The organism is Streptomyces sp. NPDC003077 (genome assembly GCF_040611095.1).
Lineage (GTDB): Bacteria > Actinomycetota > Actinomycetes > Streptomycetales > Streptomycetaceae > Streptomyces.
Map to the genome: position 1 here is coordinate 24,735 of NZ_JBEXNM010000023.1, position 26,548 is coordinate 51,282.

Here is a 26,548-nt window from a genome sequence, read left to right on the forward strand (position 1 = left end):
CGTCACGGTCGACGATGTGCAGAAAGCGCAGAAGATGCTCTCCGGGGTGGCCCGCACCACGGCCTTGGAGGGCAGCCGTTACCTGTCCGGTCTGGTGTCCGCGCCGGTGCACCTGAAGTGCGAGAACCTGCAGCGCACGGGCTCCTTCAAGATACGGGGCGCCTACGTGCGCATCGCCGCGCTGTCGCCGCGCGAGCGGACGGCGGGCGTGGTCGCGGCGAGCGCGGGCAACCACGCGCAGGGCGTGGCGCTCGCCGCGTCCCTGCTGGGCGTCAGGTCCACCGTCTTCATGCCGGTCGGCGCGCCGCTGCCGAAGGTCGCCGCGACGCGCGAGTACGGCGCGGAGGTGCGGCTGCACGGCCAGGTGGTGGACGAGACGCTGGCGGCGGCGCAGCAGTACGCCCGGGAGACGGGCGCGGTCTTCATCCACCCCTTCGACCACCGGGACATCATCGCGGGGCAGGGCACGGTGGGGCTGGAGATCCTGGAGCAGTGCCCCGAGGTGCGGACGATCGTGATCGGCGTGGGCGGCGGGGGGCTCGCGGCGGGTGTCGCGGTGGCGGTCAAGGCGCTGCGGCCGGACGTGCGGATCATCGGGGTGCAGGCGGAGGGCGCGGCGGCCTATCCGCCCTCGCTGGCGGCCGGGCGGCCGGTCTCGATCCAGGCGCCGACGACGATGGCGGACGGCATCAAGGTCGGGCGGCCGGGCGATGTGCCGTTCAAAATCATTGGCGATCTCGTCGACGAGGTCCGTACGGTCTCCGAGGACGAACTCTCCAGCGCCCTGTTGCTGTGCCTGGAACGGGCGAAGCTGGTCGTGGAGCCGGCCGGGGCGAGCCCGGTGGCGGCGCTGCTCTCGCGGCCCGGGTCCTTCCAGGGGCCGGTGGTGGCGGTGCTGTCCGGGGGCAACGTGGACCCCCTGCTGATGCAGCGGACGCTGCGGCACGGCATGGCCGCCGCGGGGCGCTACCTCTCGCTCCGGCTGCGGCTGACGGACCGGCCCGGGGCATTGGCCACGCTCCTCGGGGTGTTGTCAGTGGTGGACGCTAACGTGCTTGACGTGAGCCACGTACGGACCGATCCGCGGCTCGGGCTCACCGAAGCGGAGGTGGAGCTGCACCTGGAGACGAAGGGGCCCGAGCACTGCGTCGAGGTGAGCTCGGCGCTGCGCGAGGCGGGGTACACGGTCATGGAGTAGACCGGGAGCCGGCTGCCGGGTCGTCGACCGCGCCCGTGAACGTTCCGGTCACGGGCGAGCCCGCCCCTCGGATGGGGGTGGGGTGGGGACGGGGGTGCCCACAGGGGATGGGCGTGTTTTTTCCCGCCGCTTTTCATGATGCGGCGGTAGGGCGTATATCGCGTTTTGTGTATGTCGCGTCGTGCCGGGGCGCGCGATCCGGCACCGTCGCTCCTCTGTGCGAGGCGGCCCGGGGGCCCCGGGCGCGGGCGGGCAAAGGTCCAAGACTCAGACGGGCCAACGGAATTCCTTCTTCAGGGAAGCGGTGGCCGCGTCGGTCCGGCGATCTCCGACGGAGCGGAACACGCGTTCCGGTGGGGCGAGGGCCGTGTATCGCGAACGACATGCGCAACGACTCGCGATGTATCGCGTTTTTGGAGTAGCATCCGGGTCTGTCGTCGGCGTGCCGTGCCGGGCATGTGTTCCTGTGTGCCTACGGGGCAGATGTCTATGAGGCGGGACGTACCGGCAAAAGTAGGATTTTCCTGGAACTAACCCACACTTCGGGAGTACCCACATGCCAGGCGCCATTTACGCCGAGGGTCTGGTCAAGACCTTCGGCGACGTAAGGGCACTGGACGGCGTCGATCTCGACGTCCCGGAAGGCACCGTCCTCGGTCTGCTCGGCCCCAACGGCGCCGGCAAGACCACGGCCGTACGGGTCCTGACCACACTGCTGCGGCCCGACTCGGGCAAGGCGGTGGTGGCGGGCGTCGACGTCCTCAAACATCCGGACACGGTCCGCCGTTCCATCGGCCTCTCCGGCCAGTTCGCCGCGGTGGACGAGTACCTGACGGGCCGTGAGAACCTCGCGATGGTCGGCCAGCTCTACCAGATGAGCGCGCGGGACGCGAAGGCGCGCGCCGGTGAACTGCTGGAGCGCTTCCACCTCGCCGACGCCGGCGACCGTCCCGCCAAGACCTACTCCGGCGGCATGCGCCGCCGCCTCGACCTGGCCGCCGCGCTGGTCGTCAGCCCGCCCGTGATGTTCATGGACGAGCCGACCACCGGCCTCGACCCGCGCAACCGGCAGGAGTTGTGGGAGGTCATCCAGGAACTCGTCGCCGGCGGAACGACCTTGCTGCTGACGACGCAGTACCTGGAAGAGGCCGACCACCTCGCGCACGACATCTGCGTGGTGGACCACGGCAAGGTCATCGCCCGCGGCACCTCCGACCAGCTCAAGGCCCGCACCGGCGGGGAGCGGGTCGAGGTCGTGGTGCACGCGCCCGAGCACATCGAGACCGCCGGCGAGGTCCTGCGCGGCTTCGGCAAGGGCGAGGCGGCGGTCGAGCGGCACACGCGGAAGATCACGATGCCGGTGACCGGCGGCGCCAAGCTGCTGGCCGAGGTCATCCGCGAACTCGACGTGCGCGGCGTGGAGATCGATGACATCGGCCTGCGCCGCCCCACTCTCGACGACGTCTTCCTCTCGCTCACCGGGCACATGGCCGAGGCGGACACCGGCGACGGCGGCGGCGACCCCGAGGGCGGCGGCACCGGACCGGCCTCCCCGCGGGGCGGAAAGGGCAAGCGGGGCCGCCGGGCCCCACGGACGGAGAAGACCGGGCGCGCCGGGCGCGCGGCGGCCGAGGGGGACGTGGCATGAGTTCGGCAGTGGAAACGGTCCCGCGCGGCGGGATCCCGCAGGCGCGCGGCGCCATCAGCCGGTCCGTCCGCGACTCCCTGGTCGTGGCCAAACGGAACCTGGTCCGGATGCTGCGCATCCCCGAAATGATCATTTTCGGGCTCATTCAGCCGATCATGTTCGTGGTGCTGTTCAGTTACGTCTTCGGTGGCTCCATAAACGTCGGCGGCAGCACCGACCCCGCGCTCTACCGCGAGTTCCTGATGGCGGGCATCTTCGCCCAGACCGTCACCTTCGCCACGGCGGGCGCGGGCGCGGGGATCGCCGACGACATGCACAAAGGCCTGATCGACCGCTTCCGCTCGCTGCCGATGGCGCGCGGCGCGGTCCTCACCGGCCGCACGCTGGCCGACCTGGTGCAGACCGCGCTGACGATGGTGGTCCTGGCGGTGGTGGCCGTCCTGGTCGGCTGGCGGACCCACGAGAACCTCGGCAAGGTCGTCCTCGGCTTCGCCCTGCTGCTCCTGCTCGGCTACGCCTTCTCGTGGATCGGCGCGCTCATCGGCCTGTCCGTACGGACCCCCGAGGCGGCCACCTCGGGCGGCCTGATCTGGCTCTTCCCGCTGACGTTCATCTCGAACGCCTTCGTGTCCTCCGAGAACATGCCGACGTTCCTGCGGCACATCGCGGAGTGGAACCCGTTCAGCGCCACCGTCCAGGCCGCCCGCGAGCTCTTCGGCAACCTCCCGGAGGGCTATCCGGTGGCCGACGCCTGGCCCATGCAGCACCCGATATGGGCGTCGCTGATCTGGTCGGTCCTGATCATCGTGGCCTTCCGGACGCTCGCGGTGCGCAAGTACCGCTCGGCGACCGCGTGAGCGTGGCCCGCGTGCGGTGACGGGCGCGGGCTGGCGGGACGGGCGCGGGCCCTGCGGCCACGGCGGGGCGGGTGCGGCGCGGGCGGGGCGGACGCGGGTGCGGGCCGGGGACGGTGGGCGCGGGTTCCCCCGCCGTCCTTCGGGAAGTGCTCGCCCCGAGTCGCCCGGCACGGCGCGCACCGGGGTCGTGTCGCGCCCGCCCCACCCCGTAAAACGCACGAGCGCGGCCCGGAGCCCCGTGAAGGGCTTCGGGCCGCGCTCGTAACAGGGACATCAGGGAGCCACCGGCCGGGGCGCGGCTCCCGAGGGGATCAGGCCGTGTACGGCTTGGCGTCCAGGATCTTCACGGACGCCTTCTTGCCGTTGGGCAGCTCGTACTCCGCGTCCTCGCCGATCTTCTTGCCGTTCACACCCGCGCCCAGCGGCGACTGCGGCGAGTACGTCTCGATCTCCGAGCTCGCGTACTCCCGAGAGGCCAGCAGGAAGGTCAGGGTGTCGTCCGGGTCTCCGTCGAACGCGATGGTGACGACCATGCCGGGGGCCACGACACCGGTGGCGGCGGGGGCCTCGCCGACCTTCGCGCTCTGCAGCAGCTGCGTGAGCTGGCGAACGCGAAGTTCCTGCTTGCCCTGCTCCTCCTTGGCCGCGTGGTACCCGGCGTTCTCCTTCAGGTCACCTTCCTCGCGGGCCGCCTGGATCTTCTCGGTGATCTCGGCGCGTGCGGGACCAGACAGGTACTCCAGCTCGGCCTTGAGCTGGTCGTACGCCTCCTGGGTCAGCCAGGTGACGTTGTCGCTGGTCTGGGTCACAGGTGCTCCTCGTCGGTACTGGGGATAAATCAAACGCCCTACCAGGAAGGCGACGCCTTCACGGGTGGGGCGAAACCACGAGCCTAACAATTCCGGCGCACGTCGGGGAAGGGATTGGGTGCATGGAACGCGTCATGTCCGATGCGTCCCGTGGCGCGTGGCGTGCGCCTCCCGGCCGTGGCGTGCGGCGCGCGCCGGGCACCCCGCGGGGCCGGAAACCGTCCGCGCGTATGCCTGCGCGACTGCCCGGGCAGCGCCTGAATGATCAGCGGCTTCCTGGTCCGTACGAGCGGTGGTGCGGGCCATGTGGGTGGCGACCGCGGAGTGACGGCGGGCGTGCGCGTCGCGTGACGGCGGGTTCACCGTCCGGATCGGCGGCCGGCCCGGCAACCGGCCGTTCCGGGGCGGCGGGCGGGGCCCCGTGCGCCGGGAGGAAGGCGGCCTGGGACCGGTGCGTCAGGCGGAAGGCAGCCTGGACCGGTGCGTCAGGCGGAAGGCGTCAGTTCTCGCGGGCCGCGCCGCAGCCGACCAGCACGGCGTTGGTCGCCCGCGCCGTGGTGCGGATGGTGACCTCGGTGTCGACCTGGCTGGAGCGCTCGTCGATGGTGACGTCCTTGCGGCCCACGTCGGTGGCGTCCTCGGACTGGGAACGGAGCGTGCACACGCCGGTGTCGTCCGTGCCCTTGACGACCTCCAGGTGCACCTTCACCTCGTGGTCGGAGACCACCTCGTAGGAGATGACCCGGCCGCTCAGGTCCTGGCCGGTGATGTAGGAGGCGCCGGACCAGGCCACCACACCGAGCAGCGCCACACCGAGCACCGAACCGACGATCTTGAGCTTGCGGTCCGCGCGCTGGTCCGCGGAACGGCCGTAGCGCCCGTCCGGGACGCCTTCACGCAGCGCTGTCATGATCGCTCCTTCAGGTGGGGGACCAGGAATTAATCGGCCCACGCTTCGGTCACTATAGGAGGCACCATCTCCGGCGTTTCATTGAGGATCGAGTCTTGACTGAGCAGTTGCGATTGATGGCGGTCCACGCCCACCCAGACGACGAGTCGAGCAAGGGTGCGGCCACCATGGCCAAGTACGTGTCCGAGGGGGTGGACGTGCTGGTCGTCACCTGCACGGGCGGGGAGCGCGGCTCCATCCTCAACCCCAAGCTTCAGGGGGACGCGTACATCGAGGAACACATCCACGAGGTGCGGAAGAAAGAGATGGACGAGGCCCGGGAGATCCTGGGCATCAAGCAGGAGTGGCTGGGGTTCGTGGACTCCGGGCTCCCCGAGGGGGACCCGCTGCCCCCGCTGCCCGAGGGCTGCTTCGCCCTGGAGGACGTCGAGGAGGCGGCCGGGCGGCTGGTGAAGCTGATCCGCGAGTTCAAGCCGCAGGTCATCACGACCTACGACGAGAACGGCGGCTACCCGCACCCCGACCACATCATGACCCACAAGATCACGATGGTGGCCTTCGAGGCGGCCGGTGACCCGGCGAAGTACCCGGACGCCGGTGAGCCCTGGCAGCCGCAGAAGCTCTACTACAACCAGGGCTTCAACCGGCAGCGCACGGTCGCGCTGCACGAGGCGCTGCTGGAGCGCGGCATGGAGTCGCCTTACGGGGAGTGGCTGGAGCGCTGGTCGGAGTTCGAGCGCCGCGAGCGCACGCTGACCACCTACGTTCCCTGCGCGGACTTCTTCGAGATCCGTGACAAGGCGCTGATCGCGCACGCCACGCAGATCGACCCGGACGGCGGCTGGTTCCGGGTGCCGATGGACATCCAGAAGGAGGTCTGGCCGACGGAGGAGTACGAGCTCGCGAAGTCGCTCGTGGACACGTCCCTCCCCGAGGACGACCTCTTCGCGGGTATCCGCAACAATTGACCCCATGATGAGCGCGACCAGCACCCTCGCCCTGACGCACTTCGTCACCCTTGCCGACAGCTTCGACAAGGACAAGGTGACCCCCGGCGTCCTCGGCTTCATCGTCTTCGCGGTCATCGGCGGTGCCGTTTGGCTGCTGATGAAGTCCATGAACAAGCAGATGAAGAAGGTCGACTTCGAAGAGACCCCGGCGCCGGACTCCCCCGAGGGGACGAAGCCGGCCGCCACTGCCAAGGGCGCCAAGGGCGCACAGCCCACGGGCTGAGTCGCCGCCCCGGCCTCCCGGCGGAGCGGAACCGAGCCATTGCCCTCCGCCGGATCCGGTGTCCCTCTTCACGGGATGGCCGGGCCTTGTCATGAGGTGGGCCGGTCCTCGTCGTGAGGCGGGCCGGGCCTCGTCATGAGGCGGGCCGGGCCTCTTTCCTCCGTCCGGCATCCCTCCTCCGGGCTCGGATGATCTTCGGTTCTGGGCGCGTTGGGTTCGGGCTGGGCCGGGCGGGTTGCCGGTGATCGGTTTGGGCTGGGCCGGGTCCCGGTGAGCCGTCGCGCTCGATCAGGGCTGTCTGCGGACCTTCGGGCGGAAGGCCGATCCGGGCTGCCGCGTGCCCGGACACGGGTGCTGTGTAGCCGGGTACGGGTGCTGTGTAGCTGGGCACGGGTGCCGGGTTTCCCTCGCAGGGTGCGCGACGGCCGGCTCCCCCCGGAGGCACACGAGCCCGGTCGCGCCCGGCCCGCCCGTCCGGGGCCGCCCACCCAGGCCCGTCCTCAGCGCGGCCAGGACGCGATCGACACCCCCATGACCTCCCGCGCGTGCCGGTTCGGCACCATCCCCAGGCGCCAGGCCTGCCAGTCGGGCTCGGGGTCGATGTCGCGCTCCAGCATCAGGGAGAGCGCCTCCGCGCAGTCCTCCAACTGGGTGTCGCGGGTGTCGTGCCCGTCCCGCAGCAGCTGCGCCAGCTCCTCCTGCGCGACGGCCGTACCGACCACCGAACCGCCCGGCGAGGCGAACGGCAGCAGCGTGCAGCGCAGGAAGCGGGCCCAGTCCTCGCCCCGGCGATCGCCGTAGCCGGCGAATATTCGGGCCGCCTCCCCGGCCAGCTCCAGCGCCTGCGCGGCCCGGCCGTTCCCCGCGTCGATGATCACCAACTCCAGGCAGGACCACGCCTCGCCGTGCGGGACGCCGGTGCGCTGGAAGTCCTTGCGCGCGTCCTGGAGGAGCTGCCGGGCGAACCCGCTGTTGCGCAGCGAACCCGTCTGGACCGCCCGCAGGTCGCGGGTGACCCGCCCCGAGTGGTGCCGGGCACAGGCCAGCCCGTAGCCGTCCTGCATCCGGCTGAACATCGTGCGGCACCGCTCCAGATGCCGTACCGCCGCGTCCCGGTCGCCGAGCTCCTCCAGCGCCTGGCCGAGGTAGTACAGCGTCCACGCCTCGCCGCGGGCGTCCTCGTGGCGGCGGTGCAGCGGCAGCGCGCGGCGCAACTGCTCCGCGGCCGGGCCGGGGTCGCCGTCCACCAGCCGGGCCCGGCCCAGCTGCGTCATCGCCCACGCCTCGCCACGATCGTCGTGCGTACGCCGGTACAGGTGCGTGGCCGCGCGGAACTCCTCCTCCGCCTGGGGCACCACCCCCATCCGCAGGAACACCTGGCCGAGCTGGAAGTGCGCCCAGCCCTCGCCGTGCAGACTCTCGCTCTCCCGGTGCAGCTCCAGCGCCTCGCGCAGCAGCTCCAGCGCCTCTTCGACGCGGGCCCGGTCCCGTTCCACCGCCGCCAGGGCGTGCAGCGTCCAGGCGCGGTCGCCGCGCGTCTCCTCGTCCGTCTGGAGGGCCAGTGCCTCCCGCAGCTTCACGGCGGCCTCCGTCAGATTCCCCTGCTGCTGGAGGGTGATCCCCAGGTCGCGCAGGGCGCGGGCGGCGCCCGCGGGGTGTTCGGCCTGGAAGTACAGGTCGACGACGGAGGACAGGGTGGTGCGGGCGGTGTCCAGCTCGCCGAGCTGGCGGGCCGCGACGCCGGTGCGCCACCGCATGGACCGCACCAGCAGCCCCTGGTTGGCGGCCTTGGTCAGCTCGCTCAGCTCCCCGAGGCGGTACAGGTCCCCGCGCAGCAGGCAGTAGTCGGCGAGCGCGCCCAGCAGGTGGGAGACCACTTCCTGGTCCACCTCCTGGTCGACGTTGCGCAGCGCGGCGGTGATGAACCCGGTCTCGTCGTCCAGCCACTGGAGCGCCGCGTCCAGCGACGTGAAGCCGTGCGAACCGAACCGGTCGGCGCGGGTGGACGTCCGGCCGTCCACGAGCCGTATGACGGAGTCGGCCAGCTCGGCGTAGCTGTGGATCAGGCGCTCCTGGGCGAGGGCCCGCTCGCCCGGATCCTCCTCGTCCGCCAGCCGCTGCTGCGCGAAGCCGTGCACCAGGGAGTGCAGGCGGTACCGGTCGCTGCGGACCCGGTCCAGCAGCCCGGCGTCCGCCAGCGTCGTCAGCTGCTGCTGCGCCTCCTGCTCCCCGACGTCCAGCAGCGCCGCCGCGGCGGCCTTGCCCAGCGAGGCCCGGCCCACCAGGGCGAGACGGCGCAGCAGCCGCCGCGCCGTCTGCGTCTGGTCCGCGTACCGCATGCGCAGGGCCCGCTCGACCGGCTCCGCCGTCTCCTGGAGCGCGAGATCGCCGGCCAGCATGGCGGGCGTACGGGTGCCGAGGGAGGTGCCCGCCATCCGCACCGCCAGCGGCAGCCCGGCGCACAGGTCGGTGACGCGGCTGATCGCCGGGGCGTCGTACGGATCCGCCCCGATGTCCGCCTCGTCCGCCACCGCGCGCAGCAGCTCCTCCGTGCCGCCGGTGTCCAGCGGCTCCACCGGCAGGTGCCGCACCCACGCCCGGAGGTCCTCTGGCAGCTCCATCGGCTCCCGGGCCGTGACCAGCACCAGGCTGTCGGAGCGCTCCGGGACCAGGGTGCGCACCTGCTCAGGGTCCTTGGCATCGTCCAGCAGGACCGTCACCGGCAGTCCGGTCACGTGCTGGTGGTAGAGCTGGATGAGCCGTTTGACGTGCTGGTCCTGGGTCGAGCGCTCCCGGAACAGGAGCTGCTCGCGCGGGGCGCCCAGGCGGTTGAGCAGATGGAGGAGGGCGTCTCTGGTGGGCAGCGGTGTCTCCCCCGGCGTGTCGCCGCGCAGGTCCACCGCGCACGCGCCGCGGAACTGGTCGCGCAGCTCGTGCGCCGCCCGCACCGCCAGCGCCGTGCGTCCGGAACCGGGCGCGCCGTGCAGCACCACGACGGTCGGTTTGGTCTCCGTACTGGCGCGGGCGGCGTGCACCCACTGGGCGATCCGCGTCAGTTGGGCGCGCCGTCCGGTGAACGGCTCGGCTGGGCGCGGCAGATGGGTGAACGACCGCTCCAGCACGGACCGCCGCCGGGCGGCGCCGTCCTGCGGCAGCACCACGCGCTCCACGGTGGACGAGCCCCGCTCACCGTGCCGCTCGGGGGCCTGCCCCGCCCGGCTCCGGGCCGCCCCCGACAGCATCCGCTGCCGGTCCAGGAACGGCCGGATGCCACGCACCTCCAAGGCCGACAGCCACTGCAACCGCAACTGCTCGGGCCCGCCCGGCTGACCGCGCAGCCCCGCCTGCCGGTGCGCCGCCGGCCAGTGGCCCGCCGTGAGCTTCACGACCGTGGCCACCGCCCCGGCGACCACCACGACCACGCCCACCCCCAGCGCGGGCCCGGTGCCCGTGCCGTACACGAGGTCCGCCCCGAAGGCCGCCACCGCGGCGAAGGCCGTGGCCACCACGGGAGTCCCCAGTTCCTTGCGCGACAGCCGCTCGACCAGCCGCCGCTGCCCGGCCGCCGCCTCGTCCAGCGCCCGGACGTAAGCGCCGTACTCCTCCGCCGCGGCCCCGGCCAGCTCCTCCAGCGCCTCCCGCCCCCGAGTGAGCAGCGCGCTCGCGTCGATCCGCCCTCCCGAACGCCGCACCTCCTCCTGCACGGCCCGCGCCAGCACCCTTTCGGCATCCGCGCGGTGACCGTCCCGCAAAACCGTCGATGAGTCCGGCATACGCTTCCCCCTGCAGCAGTCTCCGACTTCCGGCAGCAGCCGACTCCCGGCCGCGGCCCGCCCCCGCGGACCCCGGCCGCTCGGGCGGTGATCGCCTTCGCTACGCACAGTGTTCCGCGTCCACGCGCCGAGCGGCAGGGCTGTGGATAACTCCTCCGACGGCACCTTTGCCTGTCGCCCGAGGGTTGCGGCAGCGGGGTCACGGGGGTGCGCGTCCGGCGCGGGAGTGTCGCCCGGGTGCAGCCGCGTGGACCGGCCTGCGCGGATGCCGGGAGTGCGGGGCGGGGCTCGGCGGGGGACGCCCGGCGGCGGACGACAGAGGTGGGGTGGCAGGTGGTTCCGCGCGGACACGGCATGTGCTCGGCCGGGAAACGAGGACCAGGGACCGGAGGGCCGGTCTTTCAGGCGGTGCCCTCTCCGGTGTCGCCGGAGCGCCGCACGTTTCCGAAGAGCTCCTGGCGCGCGGCTTCGATTTCGTGCTCGGTCAGGGCCCCGCGTTCGGCTTCGTGGGCCGCGACGATTTCGGCGAGCCTGTCCACGGCCAGTGTTGATTACGGAATTTCCGCTTTCCTCTGTGATCGATCAAGCTCGATCACGATCGATCGCGAAGAGACAACCTTCCAGCGCTGTCAGGTGATCCCCAGGTCAACGGTGACGGAGAAGGGTGCGGCAGCCTTGATGACGCCGGTGAACATCTCGCCGTCCCTGTAAGCCTTGGTGGCGGGGTCGAGTACGTACGTGTAGACGATCGGGAGCCCGGTGGCGGCCTGCTCGACGCGCCAGTAGAAGGGGATGCCGGCCTTGGCGTACTGGTCCACCTTCACGATCCGGTCCGTCGTCTCCGAACCGGGGGACACGACCTCGACGACCAGGAGTACGTGCTCGGGGCGGGTGGGCGTGACGTCGATGGTCTCCGCCCGGTAGACGATGACGTCCGAACGGCGGTTGGTGAGCGGAACGTCTTGCAGGCGGACGTCGAAGTCCGTGTCGGCGTTCCAGTCCGGGCCCGCGGCGGCGTCCAGGGTGTTGGCCAGGATCCGGGCCAGCCGGTTGTGCCGCTTGGAGGCGCTCGGTCTCACGACGACCATCCCGTCCACGACCTCGATGCCGGGGCACTGCTCCTGGGACCAGGAGTCGTACTGCTCCGCGCTGATCTGGGTGTGCATCCACGCGGGCACCACCATCTCGGTGGCCATGGTGTGCCTCCTTCGAGGAGCCCCGGCGGTTTCGGCGCTGCCGGGCCGGGCTCAACCTACTGTCCTGCGGTGGCGAGGCACCCGATGTCCGGAAGAGCGCGATGGCCTCCCCCGCCCGCCCCTTCTCCGAGGCGACGCGCCGACGAGCCGACGAGCCGAGGACCGGCGGGACCTTTGCCGGGCCCGCCGAAGCCCCGGTTCGGCCGAGCGAGGCGGCGCCCGCACGGGCTTCGCCGACGGGGACGGGCGTTGTGAGAGGCTGAGGTGTATGAACCGGTTGGCTGGTGTGACCTCCCCTTATCTCCTTCAGCACGCGGACAATCCGGTCGACTGGTGGCCCTGGACACCCGAGGCGTTCGAGGAGGCGCGGCGGCGGAACGTTCCGGTGCTGCTCAGTGTCGGGTACAGCTCATGTCACTGGTGTCACGTCATGGCGCACGAGAGCTTCGAGGACGAGGCCATCGCGGCGTTTCTGAACGAGCACTTCGTCTCGGTGAAGGTGGACCGGGAGGAGCGTCCTGACGTGGACGCCGTCTACATGGAGGCCGTGCAGGCCGCCACGGGGCACGGAGGGTGGCCCATGACGGTCTTCCTCACGCCCGAGGCCGAGCCGTTCTATTTCGGGACGTACTTTCCGCCCACGCCCCGGCAGGGGATGCCGTCGTTCCGGCAGATCCTGGAGGGCGTGCGGTCTGCCTGGGCGGATCGGCGGGAGGAGGTCGGGGAGGTGGCCGGGCGGATCGCCGCCGATCTGGCGGGGCGGTCGCTGTCGGCGTCGCTCGGGGACCGGGAGCGGCAGCCGCCGGGGCCTGCGGAGCTGGCGTCCGCGCTGATGACGCTGACCCGCGAGTTCGACGCGGTGCGCGGGGGATTCGGTGGCGCGCCGAAGTTCCCGCCCTCCATGGTGCTGGAGTTCCTGCTGCGCCATCATGCGCGCACCGGTTCCGAAGGTGCCCTCCAGATGGTGCAGGCGACCTGCGAGGCGATGGCCCGCGGGGGCATCTACGACCAGTTGGGCGGCGGGTTCGCGCGCTACGCGGTGGACGCCACGTGGACGGTGCCGCACTTCGAGAAGATGCTCTGGGACAACGCCCTGCTGTGCCGGGCCTACGCGCACCTGTGGCGGAGCACCGGGTCCGACCTCGCCCGGCGGATCGCCCTGGAGACCGCCGACTTCCTGGTGCGGGAACTGCGCACCCCCGAAGGCGGTTTCGCCTCCGCGCTGGACGCGGACAGCGACGACGGCAGCGGCCGGCACGCCGAGGGCGCCTACTACGTGTGGACCCCGGAGCAGCTGCGCGAGGTGCTGGGAGAGCGGGACGCGGAGCTGGCGGCCGAGTACTTCGGTGTCACCCCGGAGGGCACCTTCGAGGAGGGTGCCTCCGTTCTCCAACTGCCGGACACCGACACCCTCGTGGACGCCGAGCGGGTCGCCTCCGTCAAGCACCGGCTGCTCGCCGCCCGTGACCGGCGCCCGCGCCCCGGACGGGACGACAAGGTGGTCGCCGCCTGGAACGGCCTGGCCATCGCGGCGCTCGCGGAGGTGGGCGGCTACTTCGACCGACCCGATCTCGTCCAGGCCGCCACGGACGCCGCCGACCTGCTGGTGCGCGTCCATATGGACGGGCGGGCCCGGCTGCACCGCACCTCGCGCGACGGCAAGGCGGGCGGCAACGCGGGCGTCCTGGAGGACTACGCGGATGTCGCCGAGGGGTTCCTGACGCTGGCGTCGGTCACCGGCGAGGGGGTGTGGGTGGAGTTCGCGGGCCTCCTGCTGGACACCGTCCTCGTCCACTTCACCGCCGAGGATGGCACGCTCTACGACACCGCCGACGACGCCGAGACCCTCATCCGCCGCCCCCAGGACCCGACCGACAACGCCGCGCCCTCCGGGTGGACCGCCGCGGCCGGCGCCCTCCTGTCGTACGCGGCGATGACCGGCAGCGGCCTCCACCGGGACGCGGCCGAGCGGGCGCTGACCGTGGTCACCGCGCTGGGCGGCCGGGTGCCGCGGTTCATCGGCTGGGGGCTGGCGGTCGCCGAGGCACTGCTGGACGGGCCGCGCGAGGTCGCGGTGGTCGGCCCGGACGACGACCCCGCCACCCGCGCCCTGCACCGCGCGGCCCTCCTGGGGGTCGCACCGGGCGCCGTCGTCGCCCTGGGGCGGCCCGACGCGCCCGAGGGCCCCGAGGTGCCGCTCCTGAAGGACCGCCCACTGGTGGACGGCCGCCCGGCCGCGTACGTGTGCCGCCACTTCACCTGCGACCGGCCGGTCACCGACCCGGGCGAGCTGACGGACCGGCTGACGCCGTGAGGGGCGCCGCGCCGGTCCCTGTTTCGTAGGGGCTGCCTCCCCGGTGCGCGTCCGTCAAGGCCGTCCCGGGCCCCGCCCTCAGAGCGTCAGGCCGCCGGCGAGGACGTCCATCGCCTGGTTGACGAGGACTTCCAGGTCGCGGCTGCGGCCGTGCTCGGCCCAGCGCATCAGTGCCTCTTGGAGGGCGGCCATCGTGGCCGCCGCGACGACCCGGATCTCCAGATCGTCGGCGGTGCGGCCGGTGCGTTCGGCGAGTACGGCGCTGATCATCCGGGTGTCGCGGGCGGTGTGTTCCGCCGTGCGTCCCCGGATGGCGGGGACGTCCCGTACGAGGCGGACGCGCAGGAGGAGTTCGCCGTGGTCCTCGGTGGCGATGCGGCGGAGCGCGTTGAGGGCGACGTGCCGGAGTGAGGTGATCGCCGGTTCGCCGGCGGGGCGGGCCCGGAGCTCCGCCTCCAGGGTGGGGGCGTACTCGTCGGTGAGCACGATGTCTTCCTTGGTGGGGAAGTAGCGGAAGACCGTGCTGGGGGAGACGTCGGCGGCCTCGGCGATCCGGTCGACGGGGGTGGCGTCGTAACCCTGTTCCGCGAAGAGCCGGTAGGCGGCCCGGCGGATCGCCTGGCGGGTCTGGATCTTCTTCCGCTCCCGGAGCCCGGTCTTCGGGGCGGCCCGGGTGGCGGGGTGCCGTGCCGGGGGCCCGCCCGGCCCGCGGCGCCCTCCGGGGGCGGTCGTCTGTGCTGAGGCCATGGGCGCCATTCTCTGGCACGAGGGACGGGGCGGACCATGGCGCCGTGCGGGGGCGGACGGGGGCGGACGGGGCCGGTCGGGCGCGTTCCGGACGGGGGTCGGGTGCCTGGCGGCCGGGGGGAGGCCGGACGAGTGGTGGCGTGCGCCCCATCCCCGGGCCTCGTTTCGCGCCCTGTTCCCGGTCCCGTTTCCCGGTCCGTCTCGCGCCCCGTCCCCATCCCCGGCCCGGTTTCCCGGCCCGTCTCGCGGCGCGTTCCTGACCCGTTCCCGACCCATTTCCGGCTTGTTTTCGTCCGTTCCGGTGCGGTGGGCGTCCGGTCTTGTTCCGTTCGCGCCGGTGCGGTGCGCGTCGTCCGGCCTGTTTCCGGTGGCCCCTCAGGTCTCTTCTGCTGACACCCCGCTGATTGTCAGTGGGGTGTGTAACGCTGTGACGAGGGCAAGGTCACCGACAGTGATGCTTGGAGGGAGTGTTGCGGAGATGCGTACTGCGAGCGATGTCCTCGCTGTGCTCGCTGCGGCGCTGTGCGTCGGAGGGTTCCTGATGGGCGGCACCGCGGCGGTCGTGGCGCTGGTGCTGGCCGGCGTCGCGGCCCTGACGTGGCAAGTGGCCGCGGCGTCGAGGCCGCGGCCACCGAAGGGCGGTGGGGCGCCGCGCAGGAGCGGCGCCCGGCCGTCAGGAATGCGAATAGGCCACCAGGGAAATGCCGACGTAGTGGACCGCGAAGGCGGCCAGCGTGAAGGTGTGGAAGACCTCGTGGAAACCGAACCACCGAGGTGACGGGTTCGGCCGCTTGATGCCGTATATGACGCCCCCCGCGCTGTAGAGCAGGCCGCCGATGACGACGAGGACGAGCACCGTGATGCCGCCCTTGCGCAGGAAGTCGGGGAGGAAGAAGACGGCCGCCCACCCCATCGCGATGTAGCAGGGGGTGTAGAGCCAGCGGGGGGCGCCCACCCAGAAGACGCGGAAGGCGATGCCCGCCAGCGCCGCCGCCCAGATCGCCCACAGCAGCACCTGGCCGCGGGTTCCGGAGACGAGCAGCATCGTGAAGGGCGTGTAGGTGCCCGCGATGATCAGGAAGATGTTGGAGTGGTCCAGGCGGCGCAGCACGCCGTCCACGCGCGGGCTCCAATTGCCGCGGTGGTAAAGGGCGCTGACGCCGAACAGGAGGCAGGCGGTCAGGGTGTAGATCGCGCAGGCGATGCGGCCCCGAGGGCTGTCGGCGAGCGCGGTGAGCAGGACGCCGGCGAAGAGCGCGGCGGGGAACATTCCGGCGTGCAGCCAGCCCCGCAGTCTCGGCTTGAGGGGCGCCGCCGCAGCGGCAGCCACCGCGGAGACCGCGTCGGCCGCGACGGTCACTGGGGAGCTGTGGCTTTCGGCGGCGTGAGGCGCGGAAGTCATGGCCGCAATGCTACCTACGCCACCGTAAGTTACGGATTAGTCCGGGAGTGGTGACGGTCACGAGGGCGCCCTCTGGACAGATGTCGATCGCGGTCGGATGATCAAATGAGTGCGGTCGGCACCGGATGAGCGGTCACGAAGCATCCGGGTCGCAGCCCCCAAGGGGCGGAACATCCACAGAAGCGGACGCCCGGTGAGTTACCGGTGTGTGTCCGTCCAAAACCCTCAACTAGGAGCGATCGTGGCGCGCGACAACGCGGCTCCCACCCTTCCGACCAACCACCAGGAGCTCATCTCCTGGGTCGATGAGATCGCAGCCATCACCCAGCCGGACCGCGTCGTGTGGTGCGACGGCTCGGAAGCGGAGTACGAGCGCCTGTGCGAGGAGCTCGTCGAAAAGGGCACCTTCAAGAAGCTCGACCCGATCAAGCGCCCCAACTCGTACTACGCCGCGTCCGATCCGTCGGACGTCGCGCGGGTCGAGGACCGCACCTTCATCTGCTCCGAGAAGGAGGAGGACGCGGGCCCGACCAACCACTGGAAGGCCCCGGCCGAGATGCGGGACATCTTCACGGGCGAGGGCGACGGCACCACCGGCGACCGCGGCATCTTCCGGGGCGCGATGCGCGGCCGGACCATGTACGTCGTCCCGTTCTGCATGGGCCCGCTGGGCTCGCCGCTGTCCGCGCTCGGTGTGGAGATCACCGATTCGGCCTACGTCGCCGTGTCCATGCGCACGATGACCCGGATGGGCCAGGCCGTCCTGGACGAGCTGGGCGAGGACGGGTTCTTCGTCAAGGCCGTGCACACCCTCGGCGCGCCGCTGGAGCCGGGCCAGGCCGACGTGCCCTGGCCGTGCAACACCACCAAGTACATCTCGCACTTCCCCGAGACCCGCGAGATCTGGTCCTACGGCTCGGGCTACGGCGGCAACGCCCTGCTCGGCAAGAAGTGCTATGCGCTGCGCATCGCCTCCGTCATGGCGCGCGACGAGGGCTGGCTCGCCGAGCACATGCTGATCCTCAAGCTCACCCCGCCGCAGGGCGAGTCCAAGTACGTGGCCGCCGCGTTCCCCAGCGCCTGCGGCAAGACCAACCTCGCCATGCTGGAGCCCACGATCTCCGGCTGGACGGTGGAGACGATCGGCGACGACATCGCCTGGATGCGGTTCGGCGAGGACGGGCGCCTGTACGCCATCAACCCCGAGGCCGGGTTCTTCGGCGTCGCCCCCGGCACCGGCGAGCACACCAACGCCAACGCCATGAAGACCCTGTGGGGCAACTCCGTCTTCACCAACGTCGCGCTCACCGACGACGGCGACGTGTGGTGGGAGGGCATGACGGAGGAGGCCCCGGCCCACCTGACGGACTGGAAGGGCAACGACTGGACCCCGGACTCCCAGACCCCGGCGGCCCACCCCAACGCCCGCTTCACCGTCCCCGCCGGCCAGTGCCCGATCATCGCGCCCGAGTGGGAGGACCCCAAGGGCGTGCCGATCTCGGCGATCCTCTTCGGCGGCCGGCGCGCCAGCGCCGTCCCGCTGGTGACCGAGTCGCTGAGCTGGCAGCACGGCGTCTTCCTCGGCGCCAACGTCGCCAGCGAGAAGACCGCCGCCGCCGAGGGCAAGGTCGGCGAGCTGCGCCGCGACCCGTTCGCCATGCTGCCGTTCTGCGGCTACAACATGGGCGACTACATGGGCCACTGGATCAACGTCGGCAAGCGCGCCGAGGCCGAGGGCCGGGCGGACAAGCTGCCGAAGATCTACTACGTCAACTGGTTCCGCAAGGACGACGCGGGCCGCTTCGTGTGGCCGGGCTTCGGCGAGAACAGCCGCGTCCTGAAGTGGATCGTGGAGCGCCTGGACGGCCGCGCCGAGGGCGTGCAGACCCCCATCGGCCTCCTGCCGACCAAGGAGGCGCTGGACACCGACGGCCTGGACCTCCCCGAGGCCGACCTCGACTTCCTGCTCAGCGTGGACGAGGACGTGTGGCGGGACGAGGCGTCGCTGATCCCCGAGCACCTGAACACCTTCGGCGACCACACGCCCAAGGAGCTGTGGGACGAGTACCGGGCGCTGGTCGAACGCCTGGGCTGACGTCGGGACCCGCGTGTGGGCTGATGCCCGTCCGGGCTGATGTCCGCCTGGGCTGACGCCCGCGACGCCGCACGAACGGCAGGCCGGAGCCCCGCACAACGGCGTGCGGGGCTCCGGCCTGTGTGCCTGTGCGCTGCGCGCCCGCCATGCGGGTGCGCACGCGCGAACGGGTGCGCATGTATAAGCGGGTGCGCTCGCGGTACGGGGCCGTGACCTGGGCGCCAGAGGGGGCCGCCGTTCAGGGGACGGGGCCCGTTATCGGCCGTCCCCCGGGACGCCGGTGCTAGGCGCTCGCCAGATCCGGCACCGTCCCATGGGCGTTCAGCCGCTCCGTGGCGAGGGCGATCGCCGCGGCGTCGCCGCGCGAGGTGGCGACGGAGAGGGCGATGCCGGCGAGCGTCCGCGCGCGGTGGTGGAGGGCGGGCAGGCGGGACGGATCCCCGGCGCCGGTGGGGGCGGCGCGCAGCGGGTAGCGGCCCCCGCGCAGCCGGGCGACCTGCTCGGCGATGCGGTCGGCGGCGCGGTCCAGAGCGGGGCCGTCGAGGGCGGGGCCGTGCAGGTCAGGAGCGTGCAGGTCAGGGCCGTCCAGGGCGGGACTGCCCAGGTCGGGGCCGCCGTCGAAGGCGGTGGCGTGCCGGGTGAGGGCGCGCAGTTCGTCGGTGACGGTCAGCAGTGCGGTCAGATGTCCGGCGAGCCGGTTGTCCAGCTCCTCTTCTCGGGAGCGCTGCGGGACCTTCCGGTCGGCGGCCATGCGGTGGACCGACTTCGTGCGGATCGGTTCGTACATGGGGGCCTCCTGGCGACACGTATGCGGTACAGGTACGCGGGCGGCGGTACGTACACGCAACGGCTGGGAGACCATCCTAGCTTAGACAGTGTCTAAAGTTGTGCCGCGTACAGAGACGAGTCGGGCGCTCCCGCAGCGTGACGGGAGCGCCCTGATCGTCCGTATGGCGGTGGGGTGGGGTCAGTACTGCCCGTAACCGTCCAGGAAGGAGCCGATGCGGGTCACGGCGTCCGCGAGGTCGTCCTTGTTGGGGAGCGTGACCAGGCGGAAGTGATCGGGTTCGGGCCAGTTGAAGCCGGTGCCGTGCACGATCATGATCTTCTCGGCGCGCAGCAGGTCCAGCACCATCTGCCGGTCGTCCTTGATCTTGTAGACCTTCGGGTCCAGTCGCGGGAACGCGTACAGCGCGCCCTTGGGCTTGACGCAGGTGACGCCCGGGATCTGCGTCAGCAGGTCGTACGCGGTGTCGCGCTGCTCCAGCAGCCGCCCGCCCGGAAGTACCAGGTCGTTGATCGACTGCCGGCCGCCCAGCGCCGTGGCCACCGCGTGCTGCGCCGGCATGTTGGCGCACAGCCGCATGTTGGCCAGGATCGTCAGCCCCTCGATGTACGAGGCGGCGTGCGTCTTCGGGCCGCAGACCGCCATCCAGCCGCTGCGGTAGCCCGCGACCCGGTAGGACTTGGACAGGCCGTTGAACGTCAGCGTCAGCAGATCGGGGGCGAGGGCGGCGAACGGGGTGTGCGTGGCGCCGTCGTAGAGGATCTTGTCGTAGATCTCGTCGGCGCAGACCATGAGGCGGTGGCGGCGGGCGATGTCCGCGATGCCGCGCAGGAGTTCGTCGTCGTAGACCGCGCCCGTGGGGTTGTTGGGGTTGATGACGACGATGGCCTTGGTGCGGTCGGTGATCTTGCGCTCGATGTCGGCCAGGTCGGGCATCCAGTCGGCCTGCTCGTCGCAGCGGTAGTGCACCGCCGTACCGCCCGCCAGGGAGACCGACGCGGTCCACAGCGGGTAGTCGGGGGCCGGTACGAGGACCTCGTCACCGTCGTCCAGCAGCGCCTGCATGGACATCTGGATCAGCTCGGAGACGCCGTTGCCGAGGTAGATGTCCTCGACGGACAGGTCGATGCCCTTGGTCTGGTAGTGCTGCATCACCGCGCGGCGGGCGGAGAGCAGGCCCTTCGCGTCGCCGTACCCGTGGGCCGTGCCGACCGTGCGGAGGATGTCCTCCAGGATCTCCGGCGGGCACTCGAACCCGAAGGCCGCGGGGTTGCCGGTGTTCAGCTTGAGGATGCGGTGACCTGCCGCCTCCAGCCGCATCGCCTCCTCAAGCACCGGGCCACGGATCTCGTAGCAGACGTTTGCGAGCTTGCTTGACTGGATCACCTGCATGCCAGCCACCCTACGGGCGACCCATCCGTCCCGCGGAGTGTTTTTGACCACCGTCATGACCATCGTCAGCGCCTGTGGGAGCGCTCATCAGCGCCCGTCGGCACGCTCCGTACCAGCCCGAATGCCGCCGGCCCCGGCTGCCCCGCCCCCGCTGCCCCCCTCGGCCCCGGTGCTCGCGAGCGCCGCCAGCCCCGGCAGCCACCCCAGCACCACACCCCACAGCGCCCCGCACAGCACCCCGGCCACCGCGTACCCGAACCAGCCCATCACCCCCGACTCCGTAAGCCGCGCCATCACCAGCCCCCGGAACACCCCGGCCACCGCCGCCCCCGCGACCAGCGCCCACCACCCCACCGCGAGCCGCCGCCCGCGGCTCCCGACCGGCCGCCCGCGCAGGTGGCGCCGCATGACGAGGGCGGCCGTCGCGACCAGCAGCAGCGCGGCGAAACTCTCGCTCAGGGTGACGGCCCACGGGGTGTCCCCCAGCGGCGTGACGCGCAGGCCGGGGAGGTACAGCGGCGCGCCGAGCGCACTCGGGACGACGGTGAGACCGGCGCTCGCGGTGAGGCCCGTCAGCACCGGCCCGATGCCCAGCAGCACGACGAGGAGCAGGCAACTCCCCGTCACGGCGGCCACGATCCGGGTCTTCGGCGGCATGCCGCGCACTGTAGGGCGGGTGGGGGAGGGGCGACAGGGGGCGTGCGGGGGAAGGAGGCGTGTGCGGGGCCGGTTGCTCGCGGGGCCGGGCCGGTTCGCGGTCTGTTGTCATGAACGGGGCGGACCTAGGCTCCGTACATGGGTGGGATGCGGACGGACGGGGACGGCGAGGCCCATGACGAGACCGGAGGGGCCGCGCCCGGTGACGCGCCCGAAAGCGCCGCCAAACGCCGCCCCCGCTCCCGGCCTTGGCACGCCGCCGTCCTCGCCCTCGTCCTGGCGCTGGCCGCCGCCCTCCTCGTGGCCGTCGGCCCCTCCGAGGCGGACGCGCCCCCCGACGCGCCCACCGGCCGCCGCTGGATCACCGACCAGGGTGGCCGGGCCCTCGTCCTGCGCGGCCTGAACACCGCGAGCAGCGCCAAGGACGACCCCCGCGGCCTGCCGTGGATCACCGAGCGGGACGTGCGGCGCGAGTACGAGGGCATGGGGAGCAACCTCGTGCGCTTCCTCCTCCAGTGGCGGGCCGTCGAGCCGCGCCCCGGCGCGTACGACGACGCGTACCTCGATCAGGTCGCCGAGCGCGTGCGGTGGTACGCCAAGCGGGGCTACCGGGTGCTGCTGGACATGCACCAGGACGTGTACGGGCCCGGCACCAGCGGCAACGGCGCGCCGCGCTGGGCCACCGAGAGCGACGGGCTGCGCGCGGAGCGGACGGACCCCTGGGAGCTGGGCTACGTCGAGCCGGGCGCGCTGCGGGCCTTCGACCACTTCTGGGGCAACCGGTCCGCCAGCCGCGACCTGCGGCGGCACTACGCCGAGGCGTGGCGGCACGTCGCGCGCCGGTTCGCGGACGAGGACGCGGTGCTCGGCTACGACCTGATGAACGAGCCCTGGGGCGGCTCCGTCCAGGGCCCGCACTTCGAGGCCGGGCCGCTGGCCGCCCTGTACCGGCAGGTCATCAAGGCCGTCCGCACCGTGGACCGGGACCACTGGATCTTCGTCGAGCCGGAGGCGGTCAGCACCAACTGGGGCCTGCCCAGCGCCCTCCCGTACTTCGAGGACCCGCGCGGCGACGGCGACCGGGCGCGCATCGGCTACGCCCCGCACCTGTACCCCCTCCCCATGGACCTCGGTGGCGGGTACGACGGCGACACGGCGCGCTGGGTGGACCGCACGCTGTCCTCCTGGCGGCAGCAGGTCGAGCGGACCGCGCGGCGGCTGCGGGCCCCGGTGCTGCTCGGCGAGTATGGGCTGAACGTGAGCCTGCCCGGCGCCCTGGAGTACGTCGCGAAGGTCGAGCGGATGGCGGAGGAGATGGGGGCCGGGACCGCGTACTGGTCCAACGACCCCGGCTCGTGGGCCCCTTGGGACGCGAAGGGGCGGCCGACCCCGCTGCTGCCCGTACTGGACCGCCCCTACCCCCGGGCGATCGCCGGCGACCCGAAGGCGTACACCTGGGACGCCGCGGCCCGCACGCTGCGCGTCAGTTGGCGGGGGAGGGCGGACATCAACGGCCATACGGAGATCTACCTGCCGAAACGCACCTTCCCGCGGGGCGGGCGGGTGACGGGCGCGGCGGTGGTGAAGTGGGACGCGGGGGCGCGCGTGCTGACGGTACGCTCCGTGCCGGGCGATCAGGCGGTGACGGTCACGCCGAAGCCCTGAACACGGTGAATACGGGGGGGTGCGGCATGAGCGGTTCCGGTGTGCCGGAGGCGGGGAGACGAGCGGGCCGTCCGCGGAGGCGATCCCGCCGGGCGGCAGGGGAACCCGAGGCGTACGGCGGGGAGCCCGTGGCGCGCGGCCCGTTCGCGCTGCTCAACGACGAGCCGGTGAGCGCGCCGGACGACGACCTGCTCGGCACCGGCCGGGCCGCCAGGCAGCTCGCCGGACTGCTGCTGTCCTCCCGGGCCTCCACCCCCTTCACCCTGGCCGTGGACGCGGGCTGGGGCATGGGCAAGAGCAGCCTGATGCGCCTGGTGGACGCGGAGCTGACACGGGCGCCCGAGGTCGAGACGGTCTGGTACAACGCCTGGACCTCCACCGGCGCGGACGCCCTGGAGGGCCTGATCAAGTCCGTTCTGATGCGCTTCGACCGCCGGGTGCTGCGGCGCGGTCTGCACCGGGTGTCCGAACAGCGGGCGGTGCTGCGGGTGCTGCGCGCCACCGCAACCCTCGCCACCGGGCCGCTGGGCGTCGCGGGCCTGGTCAACGAGTTGTGGCAGAGCCTGTCGGTCAACTCCCAGGCCCGCAACGAGATGCGCGGCGCCATCCAGGAACTCGTCCAGGAATGGGCCGAGACCGCCGAACACCGGCCGCGCCGGCTGCTCGTCGTCTTCATCGACGACCTCGACCGCTGCTCGGAGGAGACGGTGCTCGCCGTCTGCGAGGCCGTCAAGATCTATCTGGACGTGCCGGGGCTGGCGTTCGTCATCGGCTGCGACCGCTCGGCGCTGGGCCCGAACGGGCTGCTGCGCGACCTCTCCCCGGCCGGTTCCGCGTTCATGGAGAAGATCTTCCAGACCAGCTACCGGGTCCCGGCCGTGGACGGGCAGGGCGTCAAGGAGTACATCCGCTGGTGCGCCCGCACGGCCGGGGTGGCGGCGCTGCTGGACGACGGGCTGGTGGACCTGCTGGCGCAGCAGTCCGGACGCAACCCGCGCCGGATCAAGCGCCTGGTCAACGGCTTCGTCCTGGAAGCCACGCTCAACCCGGTGTGGCGTGACTTCGGCCCCGGCGCGGTCATCCGCACCCTCCTGCTCCAGCACTTCTATCCGGACTTCTACCGGATGATGACCGGGGCGGTGGGGGTGGTGGACGGTGACGTGGTCGCCGAGTTCCGCACGTACCGGGAGGCGCGGCGGATGCTGCTGTCGAACGGGAACGCGAACGGGAACGGGAACGGCGAGGGCGATCGGACGCGGCTGCGGGAGTTCCTGGCCCAGTACGACCTGGCCCCGCCGCAGACGCTGGGCGTGACCGGTGACGTGGTGCTGGAGGCGCTGGAGCGCCAGCTCCCCACCGACTTCCCGGAGCTGGTGATCAACCCGGCGTTCTGCTCGCTGATCGAGGAGCTGATGCGGCTGCCGGACGCGGCGAGCCTGCTGCTGCGGCTGCGCGAGGGACCGCAGAGCCCGGCCGCGCCGACCGGTCTGCCGTCCGCCGAGTGGCGGCTCCCGGCCGGGGAGGCGGCGGACGACGGCCCCGAGCGGTGGCCGTTCGCCTGGGCGCCGCCCACGGTCCGGCCCGCGCAGGACGCGGCGGCGCCGGAACCGGCCCGCCGGGCCGAGGCGGCGCGGCCGGGGCCGGTCCGGGACGCCGGCCTGGACCGCTGGCTGAGCGACCTGCGCAACCGGCCGCGTCCCACCGCCGAGTCGGTGGAGAACCTGCTCACGTTCCTCGCCGGTCTCCAGGCCGACGCCGCCCCGTTGGACATCCTGTGGGTGGACGACAAGCCGGAACGGAACCAGGATCTCGCCGAGATGCTGACCGACCGCGGGGCACAGGTACGGACGTCGACCGACCGGGACTCGACGGTGGCGGCCGTCCGGGCGTCCCGCCCCGACCTGCTGATCTCGAACATCGGCCGGGGGCCCACGGGCAAGTACGCGGGCCTGGAGATGGTTGAGCGACTGCGCGAGGAACTGTACGGCGGGCCGGTGATCTTCTTTACCCGCCGGGTGACGCCCGAGCGGCGGCGGCGGGCGGCCGAGCTGCGGGCCCTGGGCGTCACGGACCGGCCGGGCGAGCTGATCGAACTGGTGGAATTCATGATCATGGCCAAGCGCGACCTGCCGGGGACGGGGCCCGCCGACTGACGGTCCGGCCGCCGGGGGAGCCCGCTCCGCCCGGCGGCGAGATCCGTCAGAAGCCCCCTAACTCTTCTCCCTCCGCACCGTCCGCCCCGCCAGCACGTCCGTCCGCCGCCCGTCCTCGACGACGAACCGGCCGTCGATCAGGACGTGCGGGATGCCGGACGGCAGCGTGCGCGGCGCGTCGAAGGTGGACCCGGCGGCCACCGTGTCCGGGTCGAACAGGACGAGGTCGGCGCGGTAGCCCTCGCGGACCAGGCCGCGGTCCGGCAGCCGCAGCCGGGCCGCCGGGCGGGAGGTGAGGTGCGCGACGCACTCCTCCAGCGAGAGCACGCCCAGCTCCCGGGCGTACGTCCCCAGGTAGCGCGGGAAGGTGCCGTACGCCCGCGGGTGCGGCTTGGCGCCCTGGAGGATGCCGTCGCTGCCGCCCGTGTGGACGCGGTGCCGCATGATCTGCCGGACGTTCTCCTCGTGGCCGACGTGCTGGAGGATGCTCGTCCCGAGCCGGTCCTCGATCAGCAGCCGGCGGGCGGTCGTCCACGGGGCCTCGCCGCGTTCGGCCGCGCTCTGGGCCACCGTCTTGCCGACGTACCCGTTCAGGGCCGGGTCGGAGACGCCGGAGATCTCGATGGTGTCCCACTCGATGGGCACGCCGTGGCAGCCGTCCGCGCCGACGACCTCCATGACGTGCCGGATCCGGTCGGCCGTCGCCGGGTCGCGCAGCCGGTCCAGGATCGCGGCGGGGCCGCCCTCGCTGGCCCAGCTCGGCAGCATGGCGACCAGGGTCGTGGAGCCGGGGGTGTAGGGGTACGTGTCCAGGGTGATGTCCGCGCCGCCGTCGAGGGCGTGGTCCAGGAGGGCGAGCAGGTCGGGCGCGCGGCCCTTGTTCACGCCGAAGTTCATGGTGGCGTGGGCCAGGTGGAGGGCGCACCCCGCCTCGCGGGTGAGGTCGATCATCTCCTCGTACGCCTCCAGCGCGCCCGCGCCGTAGGAGCGGTGGTGCGGGCAGTAGTAGCCCTCGTACCGGGCCACCACCCGGCACAGCTCGGTGAGTTCGGCGTCCCGCGCGTACATGCCGGGCGTGTAGGTCAGGCCGGAGGACAGGCCCACCGCGCCCTGCTCCAGCCCCTCGGCGACCAGGCGCCTCATGTGCGCGAGCTCGTCCTCCGTCGCGGGGCGGTCCTCCCAGCCGACGGCCAGCATCCGGACGGTGCCCTGGGGGACGAGGTAGGCGGCGTTGACGGCGATGCCCCGGCCGTCGAAGCCGTGGTCCAGCCGGTCCAGGTACTCCCCGACCGTGCGCCAGGTGAAGTCGATGTCCGAGCCGTCGCCGTTCCAGCCGGTGATCTGGGCGCGGATCTCGGCGAGGGTGCGGTCGTCGACGGGCGCGTACGACAGGCCGTCCTGGCCGATGACCTCCAGGGTGACGCCCTGCGCGGCCTTCGCCTCGTGCGCGGGGTCGCGCAGGAGGGCGAGGTCGCTGTGGGCGTGCATGTCGATGAAGCCGGGGGACAGCGCCAGGCCGTCCGCCTCCACCGTCCGGCGGGCGGTGGGGCGGCGGCCCTCGCCCTCCCCGACGATCGCGGCGATCCGGCCGCCGTCCACGGCCACGTCGGCCCGGTACGCGGCACCTCCGGTGCCGTCGACGACGCGGGCGTCACGCAGGACGAGATCCATGACGAGCCCTTCTCCCTGGTTCGGACGGTGGTTCGGACGGT

The 26,548-nt window shown here is 72.3% G+C and carries 20 protein-coding genes; 9 read left to right on the forward strand and 11 right to left on the reverse strand.

Translation table 11 applies throughout. The features are described 5' to 3' along the window. The first annotated feature begins 34 nt into the window (after positions 1-34). The 3 genes from ilvA (at position 35) to ABZX96_RS17630 (ending at position 3,703) form a co-directional block, all read left to right on the forward strand. Positions 35-1,198 carry a threonine ammonia-lyase gene (gene ilvA, locus ABZX96_RS17620; protein WP_355545301.1) on the forward strand — a complete coding sequence of 388 codons (1,164 nt, stop codon included), beginning with the start codon at positions 35-37 and terminating at the stop codon, positions 1,196-1,198. 556 nt (positions 1,199-1,754) lie between these two features. Then, entirely contained in the window at positions 1,755-2,846 is a 1,092-nt protein-coding gene (locus tag ABZX96_RS17625; RefSeq protein ID WP_355545095.1) for an ATP-binding cassette domain-containing protein, read from the forward strand. After that, positions 2,843-3,703 carry an ABC transporter permease gene (locus ABZX96_RS17630; protein ID WP_355545098.1) on the forward strand — a complete coding sequence of 287 codons (861 nt, stop codon included), beginning with the start codon at positions 2,843-2,845 and terminating at the stop codon, positions 3,701-3,703. The genes ABZX96_RS17625 and ABZX96_RS17630 overlap by 4 nt, the downstream gene beginning before the upstream one ends. A gap of 311 nt (positions 3,704-4,014) precedes the next feature. Here the strand turns inward: ABZX96_RS17630 and greA are convergent, their stop codons facing one another. Next, positions 4,015-4,512, reverse strand: a complete 498-nt coding sequence (gene greA / locus ABZX96_RS17635) for a transcription elongation factor GreA (RefSeq protein ID WP_355545101.1) — start codon at positions 4,510-4,512, stop codon at positions 4,015-4,017. 499 nt (positions 4,513-5,011) lie between these two features. Then, positions 5,012-5,422, reverse strand: coding sequence for a DUF4307 domain-containing protein (locus ABZX96_RS17640; protein WP_355545104.1), 411 nt, complete (start codon positions 5,420-5,422; stop codon positions 5,012-5,014). A 95-nt stretch (positions 5,423-5,517) separates the two neighbouring features. On the opposite strand from ABZX96_RS17640, the gene mca reads away from it, so the two are divergent. Both mca and ABZX96_RS17650 read left to right on the forward strand, forming a co-directional pair. Further along, positions 5,518-6,390: a mycothiol conjugate amidase Mca gene (gene mca / locus ABZX96_RS17645; protein WP_355545107.1), complete on the forward strand. Its 873-nt coding sequence runs from the start codon at positions 5,518-5,520 to the stop codon at positions 6,388-6,390. 4 nt (positions 6,391-6,394) lie between these two features. Beyond that, a complete protein-coding gene (locus tag ABZX96_RS17650; RefSeq protein WP_355545110.1) occupies positions 6,395-6,655 on the forward strand; it encodes a hypothetical protein in 261 nt (86 codons plus the stop codon). 500 nt (positions 6,656-7,155) lie between these two features. On the opposite strand, the gene ABZX96_RS17655 is transcribed toward ABZX96_RS17650, so the two are convergent. The 3 genes from ABZX96_RS17655 to ABZX96_RS17665 all read right to left on the reverse strand — a co-directional run bounded on the left by ABZX96_RS17655 (position 7,156) and on the right by ABZX96_RS17665 (position 11,624). Continuing rightward, entirely contained in the window at positions 7,156-10,428 is a 3,273-nt protein-coding gene (locus tag ABZX96_RS17655) for a tetratricopeptide repeat protein (RefSeq protein WP_355545113.1), read from the reverse strand. A 401-nt stretch (positions 10,429-10,829) separates the two neighbouring features. Beyond that, on the reverse strand, positions 10,830-10,967 hold the full coding sequence (locus ABZX96_RS17660; protein ID WP_355545116.1) for a hypothetical protein: 138 nt from the start codon (positions 10,965-10,967) through the stop codon (positions 10,830-10,832). A 90-nt stretch (positions 10,968-11,057) separates the two neighbouring features. Next, positions 11,058-11,624 carry a Uma2 family endonuclease gene (locus ABZX96_RS17665; RefSeq protein ID WP_355545119.1) on the reverse strand — a complete coding sequence of 189 codons (567 nt, stop codon included), beginning with the start codon at positions 11,622-11,624 and terminating at the stop codon, positions 11,058-11,060. Positions 11,625-11,892: 268 nt separating this feature from the next. Here ABZX96_RS17665 and ABZX96_RS17670 point away from each other — a divergent pair, with 268 nt between their 5' ends. Beyond that, positions 11,893-13,938 (forward strand): thioredoxin domain-containing protein, encoded by a 2,046-nt coding sequence (locus tag ABZX96_RS17670; RefSeq protein ID WP_355545122.1) that lies wholly within the window; start codon positions 11,893-11,895, stop codon positions 13,936-13,938. 78 nt (positions 13,939-14,016) lie between these two features. Here the strand turns inward: ABZX96_RS17670 and ABZX96_RS17675 are convergent, their stop codons facing one another. Beyond that, positions 14,017-14,694, reverse strand: a complete 678-nt coding sequence (locus ABZX96_RS17675) for a TetR family transcriptional regulator (protein ID WP_355545125.1) — start codon at positions 14,692-14,694, stop codon at positions 14,017-14,019. A gap of 664 nt (positions 14,695-15,358) precedes the next feature. Beyond that, complete coding sequence (locus ABZX96_RS17680; protein WP_355545128.1) at positions 15,359-16,087, reverse strand: hemolysin III family protein; 729 nt, start codon at positions 16,085-16,087, stop codon at positions 15,359-15,361. Positions 16,088-16,328: 241 nt separating this feature from the next. On the opposite strand from ABZX96_RS17680, the gene ABZX96_RS17685 reads away from it, so the two are divergent. After that, positions 16,329-18,182: a phosphoenolpyruvate carboxykinase (GTP) gene (locus tag ABZX96_RS17685; protein WP_355545131.1), complete on the forward strand. Its 1,854-nt coding sequence runs from the start codon at positions 16,329-16,331 to the stop codon at positions 18,180-18,182. Positions 18,183-18,465: 283 nt separating this feature from the next. On the opposite strand, the gene ABZX96_RS17690 is transcribed toward ABZX96_RS17685, so the two are convergent. The 3 genes from ABZX96_RS17690 to ABZX96_RS17700 all read right to left on the reverse strand — a co-directional run bounded on the left by ABZX96_RS17690 (position 18,466) and on the right by ABZX96_RS17700 (position 21,018). Next, entirely contained in the window at positions 18,466-18,969 is a 504-nt protein-coding gene (locus ABZX96_RS17690; RefSeq protein ID WP_355545134.1) for a hypothetical protein, read from the reverse strand. A gap of 180 nt (positions 18,970-19,149) precedes the next feature. Further along, entirely contained in the window at positions 19,150-20,361 is a 1,212-nt protein-coding gene (locus ABZX96_RS17695; protein ID WP_355545137.1) for a pyridoxal phosphate-dependent aminotransferase, read from the reverse strand. A gap of 87 nt (positions 20,362-20,448) precedes the next feature. Beyond that, positions 20,449-21,018, reverse strand: coding sequence for a hypothetical protein (locus ABZX96_RS17700; RefSeq protein ID WP_355545140.1), 570 nt, complete (start codon positions 21,016-21,018; stop codon positions 20,449-20,451). A 138-nt stretch (positions 21,019-21,156) separates the two neighbouring features. On the opposite strand from ABZX96_RS17700, the gene ABZX96_RS17705 reads away from it, so the two are divergent. Both ABZX96_RS17705 and ABZX96_RS17710 read left to right on the forward strand, forming a co-directional pair. After that, positions 21,157-22,683, forward strand: a complete 1,527-nt coding sequence (locus ABZX96_RS17705) for a cellulase family glycosylhydrolase (RefSeq protein ID WP_355545143.1) — start codon at positions 21,157-21,159, stop codon at positions 22,681-22,683. A 128-nt stretch (positions 22,684-22,811) separates the two neighbouring features. Continuing rightward, positions 22,812-24,836 (forward strand): P-loop NTPase fold protein, encoded by a 2,025-nt coding sequence (locus ABZX96_RS17710; RefSeq protein ID WP_355545146.1) that lies wholly within the window; start codon positions 22,812-22,814, stop codon positions 24,834-24,836. 57 nt (positions 24,837-24,893) lie between these two features. On the opposite strand, the gene ABZX96_RS17715 is transcribed toward ABZX96_RS17710, so the two are convergent. After that, entirely contained in the window at positions 24,894-26,507 is a 1,614-nt protein-coding gene (locus ABZX96_RS17715) for a D-aminoacylase (protein WP_355545149.1), read from the reverse strand. Positions 26,508-26,548: the final 41 nt, after the last annotated feature.

What these genes read in the sequence shown, in the direction of transcription:
- ABZX96_RS17650 (WP_355545110.1), top strand. Translation starts at nt 6,395, where the DNA reads ATGATGAGCGCGACCAGCACCCTCGCCCTGACGCACTTCGTCACCCTT.
- ABZX96_RS17695 (WP_355545137.1), bottom strand. Translation starts at nt 20,361, where the DNA reads ATGCAGGTGATCCAGTCAAGCAAGCTCGCAAACGTCTGCTACGAGATC.
- ABZX96_RS17715 (WP_355545149.1), bottom strand. Translation starts at nt 26,507, where the DNA reads ATGGATCTCGTCCTGCGTGACGCCCGCGTCGTCGACGGCACCGGAGGT.
- ABZX96_RS17655 (WP_355545113.1), bottom strand. Translation starts at nt 10,428, where the DNA reads ATGCCGGACTCATCGACGGTTTTGCGGGACGGTCACCGCGCGGATGCC.
- ABZX96_RS17670 (WP_355545122.1), top strand. Translation starts at nt 11,893, where the DNA reads ATGAACCGGTTGGCTGGTGTGACCTCCCCTTATCTCCTTCAGCACGCG.
- ABZX96_RS17705 (WP_355545143.1), top strand. Translation starts at nt 21,157, where the DNA reads ATGGGTGGGATGCGGACGGACGGGGACGGCGAGGCCCATGACGAGACC.
- ABZX96_RS17665 (WP_355545119.1), bottom strand. Translation starts at nt 11,624, where the DNA reads ATGGCCACCGAGATGGTGGTGCCCGCGTGGATGCACACCCAGATCAGC.
- ABZX96_RS17675 (WP_355545125.1), bottom strand. Translation starts at nt 14,694, where the DNA reads ATGGCGCCCATGGCCTCAGCACAGACGACCGCCCCCGGAGGGCGCCGC.
- ABZX96_RS17630 (WP_355545098.1), top strand. Translation starts at nt 2,843, where the DNA reads ATGAGTTCGGCAGTGGAAACGGTCCCGCGCGGCGGGATCCCGCAGGCG.
- ABZX96_RS17625 (WP_355545095.1), top strand. Translation starts at nt 1,755, where the DNA reads ATGCCAGGCGCCATTTACGCCGAGGGTCTGGTCAAGACCTTCGGCGAC.
- ABZX96_RS17640 (WP_355545104.1), bottom strand. Translation starts at nt 5,422, where the DNA reads ATGACAGCGCTGCGTGAAGGCGTCCCGGACGGGCGCTACGGCCGTTCC.
- ABZX96_RS17680 (WP_355545128.1), bottom strand. Translation starts at nt 16,087, where the DNA reads ATGACTTCCGCGCCTCACGCCGCCGAAAGCCACAGCTCCCCAGTGACC.
- ABZX96_RS17690 (WP_355545134.1), bottom strand. Translation starts at nt 18,969, where the DNA reads ATGTACGAACCGATCCGCACGAAGTCGGTCCACCGCATGGCCGCCGAC.
- ilvA (WP_355545301.1), top strand. Translation starts at nt 35, where the DNA reads ATGCTCTCCGGGGTGGCCCGCACCACGGCCTTGGAGGGCAGCCGTTAC.
- ABZX96_RS17700 (WP_355545140.1), bottom strand. Translation starts at nt 21,018, where the DNA reads ATGCCGCCGAAGACCCGGATCGTGGCCGCCGTGACGGGGAGTTGCCTG.